We start from the raw sequence: 16748 nt of genomic DNA on the forward strand, positions 1-16748 counted from the left end.
AAATAATTCGGATTACCTTTGTAAACTTGATGTTCCAACGTTTCCTAGATAGGGTTCCTGTGTTTGTAAAGGTATACCTTTATAAACAGTTAAAAAATCTCAACCTAATAAAGTAATTTTTTTAGACTATCTTTATGTTTTCGCTTTCACCAATAATAAGTATTCTTTAGATTTTATCAATACCTAAATACCTCTAAAAAATATATATTTTAGTAAATGATGCTTATTGGAAAAGGGGCTAATGAATATGAAGATAAAAAAGAGGCAATTGGTAGCAACTATATATCCAGGTCAGTTATTTAGTACTGCAACTTTACCCGAAGGCACGAGTTTTTTGAAATGGGAATTAGCAGGTAGTGGTGATTTAGATGATGTTCTTTTTGACGTAATGGAAGATAAATTCTGGGACATAGATGACCTTATTTTTAGTGATGTTTTACACGAAAATCGAACTGAAGTAGTACAAAATAAAGAACTCTACATTGATAATGTTCGGAATGCTACATCATTAGTTGGAATAAACATATATGCTTTAATTTATGAATAAAGACGCCGCAATATTTCTCAATACCCATTTTTTCTACAAATTGTATATTTTAGTTAGGAGTAACCTAACTACAAAATGTATATTTTAGTTAGGTTACTGTAGTAACCTAACTAAAATATACAATTATTATGAAATGGGGAATGGATATGGAAACAAAAGCGACAGTAGAGATTGCAAGAGTAAGATCAGGTAAAGAGCCACAACCAGGACAGAAAAATCGTTCAAGTGGCAACTTTAGTACTGAGAATCTACCTGCAGGAACAAAATATTTGAAATGGGAGGTTATAGGAGGCGGAGATCCGGACTTTATTAGCTTTAATGTAATGGAAGATAAGTCCGCTGCAACGGACCCTACTCATTTCTCTGGTGTATTAAGTGGCAATCGGACAAGTGTTATATCAAAAAGATCTCTTTATATTGCTAACCCTAAGAATGCTACCTCTGAATTTACTGTAATCGTATCTGCTATGGTTCAATAAGTAAAATCAAAAAGGAGACTACGAAATATTTTTTTAGTCTCTTTTTTATCGGTTACTTCTTCGCTCTTTCTATTTAACTTATTTAGAAAGAATAAGATTTTTTGATAATTGGGGAAATAAAGTTTCTTATGTCGACGGACACGCGATCCTAATACATAAAGAATATTCCTGTGATTTTTTCAATATAGGTGTATCTTATAATCAATAAAAAAATTCAAATTTATGTTACACCTGTATGAGAAAAGGTTTTTGATTTAATAGGGAAAAATACTATAGGGAGGAATAAAACATGTCTTTGAAAAAGAAATTAGGTATGGGAGTCGTTTCAGCCGCTCTTGGTTTATCTTTAATTGGCGGGGGGACATATGCGTATTTTAGTGATCAAGTTGTGACGAATAACACATTAGCCGCGGGGACATTAGATCTTGCTATGCAGCCTACCACTTCTCTCAATTTAGATAATTTAAAACCTGGGGATAAAATTTTAAAGAAATTCAATTTTAAAAATAGTGGTACGTTAGATATTAAGGATGTTCTAATGAAAGTGGATTATACCGTGAACGATTTAAAACGAGATAATCAGGAAGACGATTTCGGTAAACATATTAAAGTACAATTTCTTTGGGATTGGGATCCAGCTAAAAGTCCTGTATACGAAACAACTCTTGCAGAATTAAAATCACAAAATCCGGAAGTCACGTCTCATAAAGTATTCCTTGCAAAATGGGCAGAGACGGGTGGATTAAAGGCGGGTAAGATGGATTGGTTCTGGATAAAGTTTATCTTCGAAGATAATAATATGGATCAGAATATGTTCCAGGGAGATAGTATTGCGATGAAAATGGAGTTCCAAGCGAATCAAACAGAAGGACAAGAAAGATAATATTGCAAGACCCATATATGGTACAACTAAGACTTCTAAGATTTCTATTTTAGAAGTCTTGCTTTAATATTTGACATCGGGGTAATACTTGTAAAAAAGGGTAAACTGTAATCATACCAACCTTTTATTTATTAAAAACACTTTGTAACAGAATCCAGCACGTTATCTTGGTTCTTATTTTCATTTACCTTAGGCTTTGTCTCATATAAATTGTTTAATATACGATTATACTCATTTCTTGTAATTTCTTTATTATACAACTGAATTAATAAATCTTTATGCTCTTTTGAAAAGGCCATTTTATCAAAAAATTTAGGATACATAGTACCATTCTCTCCGCTTCATGTTGGGTTTTATATGATAAATCAGAAGTAGAAAAACCCATATCTATATAGAATAGGAATGGGTTTTTCAATTGCTGTTTTAGACGTCGTTGTACAGTATAAATATTGGCTGAGTATTAAATTATAACATAAAAGTTATACTCCTAGTTATTTTTCTAAAGGTGTTAGGTACCTGCAAATGTTTCTATTCGAATTTCTCGAACGTGCTGTCTGTCGTTTATTGTTTTATTTTAGAATCGAATCGTAGAGATTGCATGTTTATATACAAGCTGTTGTTTCCCCTCATATTCTATTAAAATAGAAAAAGTATCATATCCTCTTATTATTCCTTTTATATGTAGTCCTTTTAACAGGATTAACGTGATATCCTTCTTCTTTTGAAACGCTTCTTGTAATAAGTGTTCCTGTGAAAATAGTATGTTCTTACCTCTATCCTTTTGAAATGATTGTAATTTCGTTTCCAATGAGTTCTCCTCCTATTCTTCTCATACAGTCACTTTGTATTTTTCTAGTTCAGCTAACAGTTGTTTTAGACCCTCTGGACTCAATGTCAGCTTTCCACCTACTAGATTTACATTCCTTGAAGATATTTCTCCTGTGATAGGACAAGTACCATGAGGTGTATATTTTTGTAGGACAATCGCATCTTCCTCTACAAAAAATTCTAAAGCATCACTTGTTTCCACCTGTAAAGTTTTTCTTGTTTCTTTTGGTATTACAATTCGTCCCAAATTATCTACTTTTCGTACAATACCTGTCGCTTTCATAAGCATGCTCTCCTTTTTTACAAATAGAATATTCCACATATCGCGTAATCGTTTACATTATTTTAAAACCATATATACTATAAAAAAAGTTTATCTCAATCTGTAGAAATGTTCTCCAGGTCTTCTTACGTCCACTGTTGCAAACCTTCTATTCTCTTCATGCTCTCAATCACTTTTTCGTCACTCACTATATAATAAACCTCATTTCCTTTTCGCTCATAGGAAACAATCTTAAACTGTTTTAACTTTATTAACTGCTGTGACATTGTAGATTGTGGAACACGTAGTAACTTCTGCAACTCGGATACATTTAATGGACCTTTCGAAATTAATTCTCGAACGATCATCAAACGCATAGGATGTCCAAGCATCCGCAATATATCTGCAGGTCTCTCGTAATACTTAATATCCATATAGAAAGCTTTTGGCATAATCTCTTCCCCTTTTTGGATGAACGTTTTTTATATCTTAATATCATCTATTTGTTCCGCCAATGTTTTATATATGCAAGGGCTTCATCTAAGTATCTATATTCTTATAACTATATTATTCCTCAAAATTCTCCCTATTTCCTCTTTGTATCTTACATTGCTTCCGATGTATTTTACTAAATAACTCATTTACTTCACTCTGTTTTATATTCTCTGGTATTTCTAATGCGCGTCCAAACGTTTTCCTCCAAGAAATTTTTAATACTTTAATTTGCTTCGTAGAGACCGAATTTTGAAGTTTTTCCTTGTTCTGCTGTTCCTTCAGATGCTCCAATTGCAATAGTCTCTTTTTCATATATAAATAATCCTTTGGAATATCTTCTCGCAGACTTAAATCATATAGTAAACTGTTAAAATAGTTCCGCTGTCTTAAGGTAGACTTTCTTCTCCGCATAGAGTGTTCCATCTGTTGCAATAGCTCTGTTAGCTTAACAGTAGAAAAATCCACTTCTATCCACTTCTGAAAAAAACGTGTTTTTTCTAGATAGACCATTACTTGCTCAACAAACGCATCCGTAATAAAAGATTTATCTTCCTCTACAACAACATAGTCCATATCCTGGAGAAGCGTACGAACAATTCCTCGAATATCAGTGAGAAACCCCTGTTGTAAAGAGCGTTCTAAATCTGTAAATACCATTCTACCAACAATCCTTTCTTACAACCATGTAGTCTAATTAACATAAAAATTTCAGTACCTATTTTTTAGTCTAAAAAACACATAATAAATATATAATAATAAATATAATGTAATAATATCAAAACCGGTATTGATAAAATAGTAAAATGACTATATGTTATTCCTATTTATTGTATACTAGGGTTTCTTTGTCCATCCCCTCGAGAAGGGGTAATAGCAAGAAAATTAGTAACAAAACCCTTATAAATAAAGGATTTTAAGTTCTTTTTAAAATAAACGTGTCAAAACATATACAATGTAATTGACACGTTTCAAATAAGTATAAGTTGTATTTTTGAAATGAAAAACTCTAGATTTTTAGCAATGTCAAAAAGTATACTTTTTGACATTGGGTATAACATCTAAATAACATAGTCTTATTCCCCCATTTCGGGGGTTTGGGCAAAAACACCCAATAATAAATATAAAGCCAAGAAAAAAGAAGGGAATTATGATGTACTCTAATTGTTAAGTAGATGAAAATTTCCTCTTTGGTAGAATTATTAAGCTTTGGTTAAAAATACAAATGAAATTGCTATTGGAAATAGATACACCTTTAATCAGATACAAAAAAGTACCTATAAAAGTAGGTACTTTTTTGTATTTGTCATATAGAAATTACACATTAATTCATACTTGAGCCATTTAAAAAAGAAAAGGTGATGGATATCAGACGGATGGATATTCTTACAATTAATAGTTATGTATAATTATATATACATTCCAAACATCTATATCTATTTTGATTTAATTGTTAGTCTAAAAATACAATAACATAATAGATATCAAAATGCAGTTTGTATATTAAATATTTTTTATTGTTATAACTTTGAAATTTATAGCAATACCTTTCTTAACGCCCCTGAGGTTTTTTTGATTGCACTATATATATCATTTAAAATTACACTCTGTAGTATTAGATATCCATTAGGAAGAAATTCAGGGAAAGATCCACCTAAATCTGTTTCTATATATTTTAAATATTTTTCCAAAGTATGTGAGTTTAAATCATTATGTTGCATTGAATTACGATATACTTTTAATCGATCTAATGCATAGAATAAGTCAGGGTAATTTGTTTGAAATTCGTTGTAATAATATTTGTTAATTTGATTATTTGTTCCTACTCTTTCAATTACTTCAACCATCGAAGCATTAAGGTTTCTAGTAAAATCACTAAAATTCTTATTATTACTTGCTAACTTTAAGTTGGCAAAATTATGTTCATTAAGGAATTCTCCGTTATCTAACCAACCGATTCCGTAATAGTTCTCCATTTCGATGTCAAGGCTTTTCGCAGACTCTATAATGTTTTTGGTTATTTGTTTTAATTCAGTAGTGCTACTAATAAACTTTACATTGCCACTTGCATTACTTTGTTTAAATAGTTCTGAAGGAACATTATTTACTTTGAAAAATTTATGAGTTATACAACTAGAGTTATTTATTAAGGGTAAATTATATTTGGAAATTTTGTCGATATAACCTGAATTTTTATCAAAAATTACTTTAGCATATTCATAATTTATACTATGTTCTAATTCTAAATTTTTGTATTTTTGACTCAACATAATTATATCAAATACTCTGTTTTTAATGTAAGTCGTTGGATATTTAGAACCGTTAAATCGGATTTTTACATTTAATCTTCTTTTTAAATATCTTTCTAAATCTTTAATCCATTCGTCATTGATTTTATATGCTTCTATCATAGGGATATCAAAATAAATCTGATTGTAGTCATTGTTGAAAAAATTTGAATCTAAAATATCATGGATTTCTTCTTCTTCACTTAGATCAAAATTCTCATTTTCATTTATGTTATTTAAAAACAAATCAATTGTTTTATCTGCAAAAAATTTAATTCCTATTTCTTCTGCACTATATAGTTGAGATTCTAAATAGTCAATTTTTGTATTTTTATCATAAACAACTAATTTACATCTTCCGTCTGGACTTTCCATAACTACAATATACATTTTTATATATTCAGTTTCTTTATTAATTACTTTAACAATTTCAACTAATTCACCTTCATAATCCAGATTGTTTTCAGTAATATATTCTTTCAAAATCTGTTTGATATACCTTCCTTGTATACTATTATTATTGTGTTTATCCAAAATCGGTTCTAATGTGTTTAAGTTTAAAGATTTTGCACTTCTATTAGAAATGTGGTTTCTAGATTTGCTTATGTAACCAGAATAACCATCTACTATTATTGGTAATTCTACCCTTTGTAAAGATTCATACTTATTAGTACTTATGTACTTCCTTCCATCATCTGTGAGCTTGTTTAATTTAGCATCATACATATTATTTCGTTCTAAGTCATAAAACGCATTGTTAATTAATACTTCATCAATAGAAAGCAATTTCGATATCTGGTTTTTATTAAGTCCTAAATTAAGTAATTTAAGAGTGAAATCCATCACTACAGGTAACCCTTTTTGCAAAGTAGCTAAGCAAACTACAGATTTTTTGAATAATGGAAACCCTGCTGTTGTAATATTGATTATTTTATAGTCTGGATAATCTGATTTAGCTGCATCTCGTACTAATTTCATACTTGAGCCTCCTTAATAATACAATTAATTGGAGTACGTTTTATATATTGTATTACTTTAGCAAATCCTTCTTTTTGCTTAACATTACTGTTGAGAACACATTCTTTATTTCCTACGATATATAAACAGTTTTTCCCCCTTGACAAAGCTACATTTACTCTTCTTTGATCCCTTAAGAAGCCTAAATCATAATTCTCATTTGAACGTACTAAACTATATAATACTATGTCACACTCAGAACCTTGGAAGGCATCTATATTGTCAACTTGTATCTTTATGTTTGTCCATTTTGGATTTCCAGGCTCAATACTATTTATTAATAATTGTTTTTGGGCATTGTAACCAGAAATGATAGCGACACTAGCATTAATGTTTTTATCAGCATATATTTTATTTATTCTTTCAATTTCTTTTTTTATCACACGAACTTCTAAATTATTTCTATAAGAACCTTTAAATTTTTCTTCTTTATTATCTAAGTTCATTGAAGTGTCAAGCCATAATACAACTTCATCAAAATCTAAGTCATGTTTTCTATTTTCAGCTTTTATTTTTGTATTTATATTATATGTTGGATAAAAACTTGTGTTAACTAAGTTTGAAATTACAGGATGCATGCGAAATTGTGCTGTCAAAGTCTTTTTTGCTTCTGATGTACAGGTTTCAAATATATCTTCAAATAGACTTTTTTCAAGTTTTTTAGTATTTATCTGTTTTTCTAACCCTTTATCGTGAACTAAATTTACTATTGGCGGTAGTTGTTTATGATCGCCAACTAATATTATTTTTTTACCGAGTAACATAGGTAGAATTAATTCTGGAGCAGTTGCTCGAGCGGCTTCATCAATAATTACCCAGTCATAAGTTAGGTTTCTTAGAGTATGGCGTGAAGCAATTCCTACGCAAGTTGCTGCTACTATTGACGCTTCTCTAGCAAAAATGTCATCAAATTCATCTAGCAGCTCTAATCTATTGGTCCAATCTCTAATAATATTGATTAATTCTACAGTTTTTTGCTCAAATAATCTTACATCTATTTCTTTTGGGTTAATATGTGGATTATTTAACAAGCGATGTTGCATAAATTTTCTTAAACTTTTATCTTTAGGTACTGATTCCTCAATATAGTCTATTGTATTGTTTATAGAATGTGTTTTTACTTCTCTAGCCCATTGTTTGAGTTGTTCAGTTGCTAATAAATTTGTAGCATCTTTCGAAATTTTTTCGCTAGTACCAATTCGTACAATTCTTTTATCAGATTGTGTTTCAAGTATATTTTTTAAAAGATGATCTACTGCTACATGAGAAGGTGAAGTAATTAAAACTTTGGAATCAAAATCCTCTAAAAAAATTTGATTTATTATTTCTGTTATAACTGTTGATTTACCAGTTCCTGGAGGTCCCTGGATTAAAAATATATCATTTGTTTTTAATGCATTTATTACTGCGGATTTATTTGCATCATCAATGTTATTATTTACAAATTTTAAATTCAAATCTAATTTCTTCATAGTAAGTTGTGCTGGGTCTATTAGAAAATCAAGTAGATTACGATTTACGGATTCATTATTTTTTAATGAGTACAATGCATTACTATACCGTTTATACATTTGATTACTCAAAGAAACATCAACTCGAGCCTCTCCACGATTACTTATTTCTTGAAGATCCACTTCTGAAAGTACAGCTACTTTCAATAAATTACCATCAATGTTTTTTAAAGGTCCAATTCTTATAAATTTATTTGTTTTAGTTTGAAGCTTTATATAATCACCATCTTGTAGCATTGAGGAATCAAAAGTTTCATCCATATTTATGGTTAGAAAATTATTTGAACTATCGTACTCATAGCTTTTATAATTACCAAAACGTTCTCTACTAAAATTAATTTGTTTTAATGTATTTAAAACTTCAACCCAATTTGAAATTAATTTATTTTTCTTTTCGGATTGAGCAATTTTATTCTTGAAGGATTCGAAACTTCTGTCAATCTCATTAATTAATTTGACTAATTCGGAGTTGTCCATTTTTGGTGGTGGTGATGGAATTATATCGAGGTTTAATTTTACCTCAATCCCCTTATTTTTCTCTATCTCATTTTCATGATACATATCAATAGGAAATGCTCTAAATACTCTTAAGAAACCCTTACTTAAATCGGGTTTAATGTGATACTTAACACCGTTCCCAACTAAATAGTAATTTTGCTCTGTTTTATAGATACTAGCTTCTACTAAGCTTCTCTCAATATAATCTTTTACCGTTCTGAAATTTGCATTTGAAACTTTACCTATATCAAGAAGGTTCTTATTAATTATCTGAGGTATAAACAGTTTTATATTTCCATGCACAGTATTCAATTCAATTTCTTTTTTTATATCTTCAATAAAAGAGATTAAACTTTTATATCTTTTAGATTTCTCAAAACTAAGTGCATTTTGTAGTATATCTTTTACGGTCTCAGATACAGATAAGTTCCCAATTGATTCATATAAAACTTTTCTATCTTCGGGTGGTTCTTTTTCAGTCAATAAATAATAAAAAATAGCTCCTAGAGAATATATATCACTACTAAAATCAATTTGTTGTCCAAGTAAATGTTCGGGAGAAGCATATCTTTTTGTTATATATTCCTTTAATGTGTGTCCCGTTTTATAAGTATAAATGTCCATAATTTTACTTATACCAAAATCTATAACTTTAACTTCAAAGTTTGAGTTAACCAATATATTTGCTGGTTTTAAATCTCTATGTATTATCCTTTTATCATGAGCAGCTTGAACACCGTTTAAAATTTGAATCATTATTTCGAATTTATTTATATGAGAAAGTTGATTATTTTTAATTGTTTTTTCAAGAGTCTCACCTTCGAAGTATTCCATTATTATGTAGAAGTTATCACCCTCAATTCCAGAATCTTTATATTCAATGATATTTGAATGATTTATCATTGAGAGCGCTTTAGAATCTCTGTAAAAAATTTCGTGTAATTCATCGGCATTTAAATCACTGAATTTTTGATTTAAAATTTTTATAGTTAAGGGCCTTCTTCCTTTAATACTATATCCTTTATAAAGGTTACTTTGATTAGTAGAAGCTAGCTTTTTTTCTAAAGAATACTTATTCGCTAAACTTTGCAAAAAAAACACTCCTTATATAATATTTTATAAGTCTATAAATTCTTCTAACATTATGCATATTTTAGTACTATGGTATGGTCAAACAATAATGGATAGTGTTCTAATCAATATTAATCCATTAAAAAATATAAATCTATACATAAAATTGGAAAAGATAGATTGGTTATTAATAATATAATAGAGAACAAATAAAAAGAGTAATATTTTAGAAGGTTAAATTGTATTTAATATTAAAATTCGATCAAAACCTATAAAGATAAATAATTATCAAGAAAAAATAAGTCAAGAATTAGGTATTCCAACTTTTCATTTCCCCGAAGTAAAAGAAATTAAAATTTCAGAACAAGTTTTACAAAACATACAAAATGTTAAACTCATAAAAACCAGTGATATCATGCGTTTTTCTATGGTATTACTGTTTTTTTTCGCTGTGAAATGAAAAGAAAAAGATTGTCAGTTTAACAAATTAAAGTTATAGTTAAACTAAGTTTTACATATTATAGCTTACAACAGAGAATTAGGAGGTCATTTTTTATGGCGAAAGGGGGACGAAAACCTGGGGCAAAAGAGCCAATCCGTTCAATAGAAAAAATTGAAGACATGAAAGATTGGCTGTTGCAAAATTCCTCATATCGAAATTACTTTTTATTTTATTTTGGAATTAACACAGGTTTACGTATTAGTGATATTTTACGATTGCGCGTGAAAGATGTTCGAGGGAAACATGTTATAAAAATTAAAATGGAAAAAACAGATACAACCGTAGAAGTATATTTCAATACGGTTTTACAACAAGAGATTGCGAAATATACCAGTAACATGGCAGATTCCGATTGGTTATTCCCAAGTCGTCAAGGAGATAGGCCAATTACAAGACAAATGGCTCATACGTTTTTGCATAAAGCGGCACAGGCTTGTGGGATTGATTCGGAGCATTGGGGAACACATAGTATGCGAAAAACGTTTGGCTATCAGTATTATAAAAAAATGAAAGATGTGTATTATTTGATGAAGTTATTTGGTCATGCGACACAAAGACAAACACTACAATACATTGGTGTAGAAGCTGATGAAATCCGTAAAACAATGGAGGATTTCACACTATAGAGTAAGGGGGATAACAAATGGAGTGTGTTGAGTTTGAAGTATTAAAGCAATGTGGATCACCAACGGTTTATTTTTGTGAACATGAAATGAAACATAGTTGTTTGATAGCAATTCCATTCTGGAATTGGAGTTTCTTAATGGATTACACAATTAATTTTATAGATGAAAAGCCTATGTTAATGAAAGCATTAGAGAAGTATGTTTCTTATCATCTTGTGGAGAATGTTGCAGATGCATTTTATGACTATGTTTTTAGCAAATTCAATTAAGATTTTCATAAGGAGGAGCATAATGAATTTTAAAGGGGCTGTAAGTAGTTTTTTAGTAATGGGATTACTATTTTCGGGATGTTCAGCAATCGAAAATTCAAATCATGCTAAACAAACAAGTGGATCACAAGATATTGCACAAGTTATAGAGTTTCCATCAAATAAATATCCAGAAACCGCGGCACATATTAAAGACGCGATTGCAAGTGGTAAGACAGATATTTGTACAATTGATCGGGAAGGAGCCGCTGATAGAAGAAAACAATCTTTAGCAAATGTTCCAACGAAAAAAGGCTATGATCGAGATGAATACCCTATGGCTTTTTGTCGTGAAGGTGGAAAAGGTGCGGACATAAGGCACATAAAACCAGCTGATAATCGTGGTGCTGGTTCGTATATAGGTAATAAAGTTGAGAAGTTACCAAACGGGGCAAAAGTGAAAATTGTTGTAAAATAGAAAACACAGATGCATTTTAAATGCATCTGTATCTTTAAAAACAGGAGTACATAACGATGATTATAAAACTAACAGAATAGGCCGATGAACTCTAGGGGTATATTAAAATTTTAGTTTAATCAGTATACGGTGTTACGCTATTATTTATGTAATCCCTTTTGTTTGAACTCTCTCCATATGTCCTCTATAAAAATGCTAGGATGATAATAGTCAGCATGACGCAATAATTCTATATACTCTCGATTTTCTTCGAAAAATTGAGATGAATAAACCCTTCTCAATGAAGCGTTTGTAGCATTTTTAAATTTTGGATCGGCAAAAATAATTTCTTTTAATTCGTTTACTTGCTTGTCAATTTTATTCTTACGTTGACTCTTAATCTCTTCTAGCTTTTCTTCTGGAGTTTCTTGCACTACTTCTTCAAGGATTACCTCCACCATATCTTCATATTCAAGGAGATCGAGAATTTCTTCTCTTTCTGTAACATTGAAAAATAAAAACCCTTCTTTTATATAATACATGAATACAGCCGAGGGCTTATCAAAATCAATTTTATCTATTATTTTATTATATTCATTAATTTTTTGACTTACTTGTTCCTGGATTTCATTTTCATACTTTTGGTGGTACTCGTCAGGAATAATATAATTTTCTTTAGGATCATAGGAGTAAGAATAAAATAATAATTTATTTTCCACATGTACATGAAAATCTAGGAATTCATCTAGATTAGGTATTTCTATTAGAGTGTCTTTTTCTGAATTTATATGGGTTCTTCCATTAATGAGGGAAAAACCTTTTGTTTCAGCTATATTTTTTAAGTTTTCTTTAAGCCATAGTTGATATCCCATAGTAAATCCTCCTTGATGAAATTAAAATCTATTTCTATGATACCCCTAATAAAGTTGGATGTGAAAAATTAAATTTAATGAATGTGGGAAGACACCTTGCTTTATTTGTCGAAAAAATTCGAAAGAAAATAAATAAAAACACTTGATTTAAGTAACTTAAAACATTAAAATAAAAGTAACTTAAATCAAGAAAGGAGCTAAAATGCAAAAACATGGAGGTAAAAGAGAAGGCGCTGGTCGCCCATCTCTTGGAATTACTAAAAAAGTTTCCATCACTTTACCAGAAGAAGCCTGGAAACGTATTGAAGATAGCGAAAAATCCTATTCACAGTTTTTTAGGGATGTAACGCTAAAAGAATTGAAAAAGTAAAAGTGTATAAGAAAAAGCCCTTCCCAGGTCTGCCAACTTAGTAAGGACTTTTTCAAAACCTATAAACTTTGATTCAAGAAAGGATGAATTGTGTTGACAAAACCCTTTTTAAAAATCAAAAGTGGTGAGTTAATTTTAACACAACCCCACCACAAATTTAAATCCTCCAAAAAATTTTACTCTCTTATTTCAGAAAATTACAAAAAGTTAAATCGTTATTTTGGTATTGAAGAAAATGTTTCCGATCAGATTTGGTTTTATGGTTTCTTTGCAACCTCCATTTTTATGATGCTTTTCACTTACTTATTTTCGGGTATCCTATATGGATTTTAGAGGGAAACCATATGGAAGAACGCCTATTTTTAAAATCAGCTCTCTAGAAAGGAGAGAAAAAATTGATTCAATCATTAAAGAATACCATGCAATTTATTGGCTTGATCTTAATTAGTGCGTTGATTGCTGTCAGCTTAGTGAATTAGTCCTTTAAGAGAGAAAGGAGCAATCATATGGAAGATTACAAATGTAGAGCGTGTGGAAAGATCGCCGCGGAAGGATTTGCGTTAGGAAGACTATGTTATTACTGCATTGAAGAAGTCGTAATTTATATGAAAAAACAGATAGAAGAGAAAGAGATTTCTTGTAGGCATGTAGATAATCAAACAATCGAAATCCAGGGAACAGATGAATCTATAACGGTCTGTCATGAGTGTGGAGAAGAAGTATAAAAGGGAGGAAAGAAAATGAAAATCGGTGTATCTGTATGGAGAGTTCTTTGCAAAGAAACAAAGTTGAAATTGCTTCAAAACGCTATGCAAGAAAGTAAAAGCCGCTTTACAAAACAATCCCTTTCCATTGCCATAAAGCAACAGAAAGGGGAAGTGTGATGAGTGATCGTATTGGTGAAGGGCACAAGAAATAAGATGCCTTCAAAAATATTTTAACATGTTCATTTAGGAAATAAAGGGGGAATTTCATGTGATGAAAACAGTTCAATTATTGAAAAGTGAAGAATTTGAAATTGGTACAACGGATAAAAACGGGCACAAATTAAGACAGTCTGATTTTGTTGTCACACAAGATGACTTTGAAGGTATTAGTATCTGCCAAATCTTATACAACAGTATTGCAAAAGAATTTGTGGCCATGAGTGATTCTAATTGGTGGATACCTTATCATGATTTATCTGTTGCAACAGAAAGGCTAGATTATGTCATTGCAAAAGAGTTTTTGGGGCTAGAAAAATGCGGTACATATTGGGGTAAGAATCGTACACCATTTATTAGAATGCCAGTTGAATATTTCAATCCTGTTGAGGAATCCACTTTTATTCTAGAAAAATTAGGGAGGCAATATGACGATCTATTGAGTGTAAAAGAAAATGGGTGCTGGTACCTAACAGTGAACAAGAAAATATATAGTGAAAAGCGTCTTGGGATAGCCGCTTGTTTAGCCGCAATTGATACCGTAAGAAACAATAAGTAAGGATTTGATTTTAAGGAAGAAATAAAAATTTAAATTATAAATAGGGGGAATTAAAATGTTACATGCAGTTATGCAAGAGCAAAATTACTGGAAAGGCCAGAAACAGAAATTCCGAAAAAATAATAAGAAGTTATTAATTTCATTAGAACCACATTTGCATGAAAGATTGGAAGAGTTCGCATTGTATAACGAAAATTTAGATCAAATTGCATCGGAGTTAGTAACAGAAGGTTTAGACTATATCTATATGGAGGATATACCTGTAAGGCAATCTCATGCTTTTCAGCATTTTGTAGAAATTGAATTATCACCATTTCAGCAAAAACTCTTACAACAATTGGCACTCAAACGAGGATGCTCAACAAGAAGAATGGCATATACAGTATTACATTTCATGCTCAAAACAAAGTAAAAGAATCCAATCATAAAAGAAGGATTCTTTCACCAGGTATTCGTTGGCAAATGACTTCACCTAAGGAATTGAGTCTCGTACACTCAATTCCTTTTTTATGTTATAAAAAAGAATGTAATTTGTCAAAAAGCATTTGTTATAGAATAACAAATGCTTTTTGTTGAACTTGAATTGAACACTTTCAGAAAGTATTTATATTGTTTGCCTTTTTCTCTTGAAAAAATGTACCCTCAATCACTAATTATACCATAAAATATAGCGTTTCAACAGATTAAAACCCATTGGTTTTATATGGATTTAATCTATATTATTAGAAGTGCCTTTACCACCTGGGATTACCTCTAAAAATGTATCATTTTCTTCCTCTTCATCATCATCAACAAATGCATCTTCTCCATACAATGCGTAAGCAAAAACGCCAATTACTTTTATTTCATCTTCAATTGTGATATCTATAAATTCACCTTGTCGATGTTCTTCATTACCCTCATAAACTTTACACAAAATCATTGATCCCCTAAATCCAAAAGGATTTTCTTGTAAATCTTTTAACTTTGCTTGGGCGTCACAGACTCCCACAAATCCGCCACCTAGTGAATTAAACTCAATCCATTCACATTTCAGAATTTCTTTGAAATTCTCATGAAGTGGAACAATTTCAAGATGTTCTATATCAATTCCACCTTTGTTTAGTAAAACTTTTACTTTTCTTTGCCTTTCTCCCATAAGTGACACCCCTTGCTGTTTTGTGAAATAACAGTATGATTATACCATTTTGTGTAGTATAGAAATGGTATTTGAGAGATAAATGTCTATAAATTCTGAAATTTAAAATTGTACTTGCACAAATGTAATATCTCATACATATAGCTAATAGCGTAAAGCACGCTGATAGCTAATGATTAAAAATGTGGCCTAAAAGGGTCATTTTTTTATGGGAAAAGTGATATTACCGCTCATATCGATTAAATAAAAAAGTAGAGAATTTTTTTGTATAAAAAGGTGAATAACGTACAAACAGAAAGGAATACGTTTTAGTAATACCGATATTATCGGTCACATCGGGGAGGGTGAATAGAATGGAAAGATCAAAGTTTAGTAAACCTGTAGCATTTAATAAGAAGAATGAAAAGGATCGGATCATGTTACAGCATGTAAAACGTAAAAATTTTTCGGGTTATGTAAAGAAATTGATCTGGAACGATATACCCGATAAACATAAGAAAATGACATGCGAAGAGGATAGAAAACAAGTACCGTCACCAATTCAACAAAACGAACAGAATGTAACAGAAAAGAAGAAATTAAGTGCCGCGGAACGTATTGAACAAATTAAGGCGCAAACAAAAAGACAGGAGCCTTCAAAAAGCTCACTGCCTATATTTTTACCCAACAAAAATATTTACAAGTGATCCAATAATCGCGCCTACAGCGACAGCAATAGCAACATGCATATCGTTAGACCTCCTACTTTTCATTTATAAGTAGTATGTGTAGTTCTTTTAAAATTATACGAGGGGTGTTGCATCATGACTAAGACAGAAACGATTTCTTTTCGCTCTTTTATGGACCAAAGTTATAAAAAGAAAGCACATAAAGAAACAAATAGTAAGAACGTACTTAAAAAGGTTTTTACCGCTACAGGGAGTTCATTAATATTAATACTTCCAAAGGTAACATTTGCCGCGGGAGTTAATGGGACGTTTGGCAATGTTCATAGTGCCATTATGAACGGGTTTGATGCGGGCGTAGTTTTAGTTATTATCTTTTCGGGCGCGGCCTGGGCATTGGGTCACCGTACAAAGGCAATAGAAATTTTAATTGGTGCATGTTGTGGGTATATCTTGGCTAGACATGCGGTTGACATAAGAGACTTTTTAAAGGGAATTTAAAAGGAGGGGTC

The 16748-nt window shown here is 30.7% G+C and carries 23 protein-coding genes; 14 read left to right on the top strand and 9 right to left on the bottom strand.

Annotated elements, in window-relative coordinates; genetic code table 11:
- The first annotated feature begins 247 nt into the window (after positions 1 to 247).
- From DN401_RS12395 to DN401_RS12405, 3 genes are all read left to right on the top strand, one after another.
- Positions 248 to 547, top strand: a complete 300-nt coding sequence (locus DN401_RS12395; RefSeq protein ID WP_072191037.1) for a hypothetical protein — start codon at positions 248 to 250, stop codon at positions 545 to 547.
- A 146-nt stretch (positions 548 to 693) separates the two neighbouring features.
- Entirely contained in the window at positions 694 to 1026 is a 333-nt protein-coding gene (locus DN401_RS12400; RefSeq protein WP_000448097.1) for a hypothetical protein, read from the top strand.
- Between the two features lie 289 nt (positions 1027 to 1315).
- Positions 1316 to 1909 carry a TasA family protein gene (locus DN401_RS12405; protein WP_086390764.1) on the top strand — a complete coding sequence of 198 codons (594 nt, stop codon included), beginning with the start codon at positions 1316 to 1318 and terminating at the stop codon, positions 1907 to 1909.
- 131 nt (positions 1910 to 2040) lie between these two features.
- On the opposite strand, the gene DN401_RS12410 is transcribed toward DN401_RS12405, so the two are convergent.
- The 7 genes from DN401_RS12410 to DN401_RS12440 form a co-directional block, all read right to left on the bottom strand.
- Complete coding sequence (locus tag DN401_RS12410; protein WP_149287702.1) at positions 2041 to 2232, bottom strand: hypothetical protein; 192 nt, start codon at positions 2230 to 2232, stop codon at positions 2041 to 2043.
- A 251-nt stretch (positions 2233 to 2483) separates the two neighbouring features.
- Positions 2484 to 2717: an RNA chaperone Hfq gene (gene hfq, locus DN401_RS12415; protein ID WP_000448532.1), complete on the bottom strand. Its 234-nt coding sequence runs from the start codon at positions 2715 to 2717 to the stop codon at positions 2484 to 2486.
- Positions 2718 to 2738: 21 nt separating this feature from the next.
- Positions 2739 to 3020, bottom strand: a complete 282-nt coding sequence (locus tag DN401_RS12420) for an AbrB/MazE/SpoVT family DNA-binding domain-containing protein (protein ID WP_149287703.1) — start codon at positions 3018 to 3020, stop codon at positions 2739 to 2741.
- A gap of 125 nt (positions 3021 to 3145) precedes the next feature.
- Complete coding sequence (locus DN401_RS12425) at positions 3146 to 3451, bottom strand: ArsR/SmtB family transcription factor (RefSeq protein ID WP_149287704.1); 306 nt, start codon at positions 3449 to 3451, stop codon at positions 3146 to 3148.
- A gap of 115 nt (positions 3452 to 3566) precedes the next feature.
- Positions 3567 to 4151 carry a hypothetical protein gene (locus DN401_RS12430; RefSeq protein ID WP_149287705.1) on the bottom strand — a complete coding sequence of 195 codons (585 nt, stop codon included), beginning with the start codon at positions 4149 to 4151 and terminating at the stop codon, positions 3567 to 3569.
- An 875-nt stretch (positions 4152 to 5026) separates the two neighbouring features.
- Entirely contained in the window at positions 5027 to 6757 is a 1731-nt protein-coding gene (locus DN401_RS30150) for a hypothetical protein (protein ID WP_224765039.1), read from the bottom strand.
- Positions 6754 to 9897 (bottom strand): serine/threonine-protein kinase, encoded by a 3144-nt coding sequence (locus tag DN401_RS12440; RefSeq protein WP_016099469.1) that lies wholly within the window; start codon positions 9895 to 9897, stop codon positions 6754 to 6756. Before DN401_RS12440 ends, DN401_RS30150 begins: the two co-directional genes overlap by 4 nt.
- 534 nt (positions 9898 to 10431) lie before the next feature.
- Between DN401_RS12440 and DN401_RS12445 the strand changes: the two genes are divergently transcribed.
- Genes DN401_RS12445 through DN401_RS12455 form a run of 3 tightly spaced genes read left to right on the top strand, consistent with a single transcriptional unit; the run spans position 10432 to position 11730 of the window.
- Positions 10432 to 11004, top strand: coding sequence for a tyrosine-type recombinase/integrase (locus DN401_RS12445; protein WP_149287706.1), 573 nt, complete (start codon positions 10432 to 10434; stop codon positions 11002 to 11004).
- Between the two features lie 17 nt (positions 11005 to 11021).
- Positions 11022 to 11273: a hypothetical protein gene (locus DN401_RS12450; RefSeq protein WP_149287707.1), complete on the top strand. Its 252-nt coding sequence runs from the start codon at positions 11022 to 11024 to the stop codon at positions 11271 to 11273.
- A gap of 22 nt (positions 11274 to 11295) precedes the next feature.
- A complete protein-coding gene (locus DN401_RS12455) occupies positions 11296 to 11730 on the top strand; it encodes a NucA/NucB deoxyribonuclease domain-containing protein (protein ID WP_149287708.1) in 435 nt (144 codons plus the stop codon).
- A gap of 140 nt (positions 11731 to 11870) precedes the next feature.
- Here the strand turns inward: DN401_RS12455 and DN401_RS12460 are convergent, their stop codons facing one another.
- A complete protein-coding gene (locus DN401_RS12460) occupies positions 11871 to 12581 on the bottom strand; it encodes a hypothetical protein (protein ID WP_016123534.1) in 711 nt (236 codons plus the stop codon).
- A 202-nt stretch (positions 12582 to 12783) separates the two neighbouring features.
- On the opposite strand from DN401_RS12460, the gene DN401_RS12465 reads away from it, so the two are divergent.
- The 6 genes from DN401_RS12465 to DN401_RS12485 all read left to right on the top strand — a co-directional run bounded on the left by DN401_RS12465 (position 12784) and on the right by DN401_RS12485 (position 14845).
- Positions 12784 to 12951 carry a hypothetical protein gene (locus DN401_RS12465; protein WP_001169068.1) on the top strand — a complete coding sequence of 56 codons (168 nt, stop codon included), beginning with the start codon at positions 12784 to 12786 and terminating at the stop codon, positions 12949 to 12951.
- A 90-nt stretch (positions 12952 to 13041) separates the two neighbouring features.
- The gene (locus DN401_RS12470; protein WP_253724515.1) at positions 13042 to 13284 is read left to right on the top strand and encodes a DUF3961 domain-containing protein; all 243 of its coding nucleotides are present in this window, start codon (positions 13042 to 13044) and stop codon (positions 13282 to 13284) included.
- Between the two features lie 173 nt (positions 13285 to 13457).
- The gene (locus DN401_RS12475; RefSeq protein ID WP_149287709.1) at positions 13458 to 13676 is read left to right on the top strand and encodes a hypothetical protein; all 219 of its coding nucleotides are present in this window, start codon (positions 13458 to 13460) and stop codon (positions 13674 to 13676) included.
- A 15-nt stretch (positions 13677 to 13691) separates the two neighbouring features.
- A complete protein-coding gene (locus DN401_RS29810; RefSeq protein WP_000690451.1) occupies positions 13692 to 13835 on the top strand; it encodes a hypothetical protein in 144 nt (47 codons plus the stop codon).
- Positions 13836 to 13929: 94 nt separating this feature from the next.
- Positions 13930 to 14433: a hypothetical protein gene (locus tag DN401_RS12480; RefSeq protein WP_002109175.1), complete on the top strand. Its 504-nt coding sequence runs from the start codon at positions 13930 to 13932 to the stop codon at positions 14431 to 14433.
- 55 nt (positions 14434 to 14488) lie between these two features.
- On the top strand, positions 14489 to 14845 hold the full coding sequence (locus tag DN401_RS12485; RefSeq protein ID WP_000902061.1) for a hypothetical protein: 357 nt from the start codon (positions 14489 to 14491) through the stop codon (positions 14843 to 14845).
- A gap of 297 nt (positions 14846 to 15142) precedes the next feature.
- Here the strand turns inward: DN401_RS12485 and DN401_RS12490 are convergent, their stop codons facing one another.
- Positions 15143 to 15571: a hypothetical protein gene (locus tag DN401_RS12490; RefSeq protein ID WP_149287710.1), complete on the bottom strand. Its 429-nt coding sequence runs from the start codon at positions 15569 to 15571 to the stop codon at positions 15143 to 15145.
- 353 nt (positions 15572 to 15924) lie between these two features.
- Here DN401_RS12490 and DN401_RS12495 point away from each other — a divergent pair, with 353 nt between their 5' ends.
- Positions 15925 to 16257: a hypothetical protein gene (locus tag DN401_RS12495; RefSeq protein WP_149287711.1), complete on the top strand. Its 333-nt coding sequence runs from the start codon at positions 15925 to 15927 to the stop codon at positions 16255 to 16257.
- Positions 16258 to 16374: 117 nt separating this feature from the next.
- Positions 16375 to 16737 (top strand): hypothetical protein, encoded by a 363-nt coding sequence (locus DN401_RS12500; RefSeq protein ID WP_000167718.1) that lies wholly within the window; start codon positions 16375 to 16377, stop codon positions 16735 to 16737.
- Positions 16738 to 16748 lie beyond the last annotated feature (11 nt).

This window comes from Bacillus sp. BF2-3 (assembly GCF_008368795.1).
Lineage (GTDB): Bacteria > Bacillota > Bacilli > Bacillales > Bacillaceae_G > Bacillus_A > Bacillus_A cereus.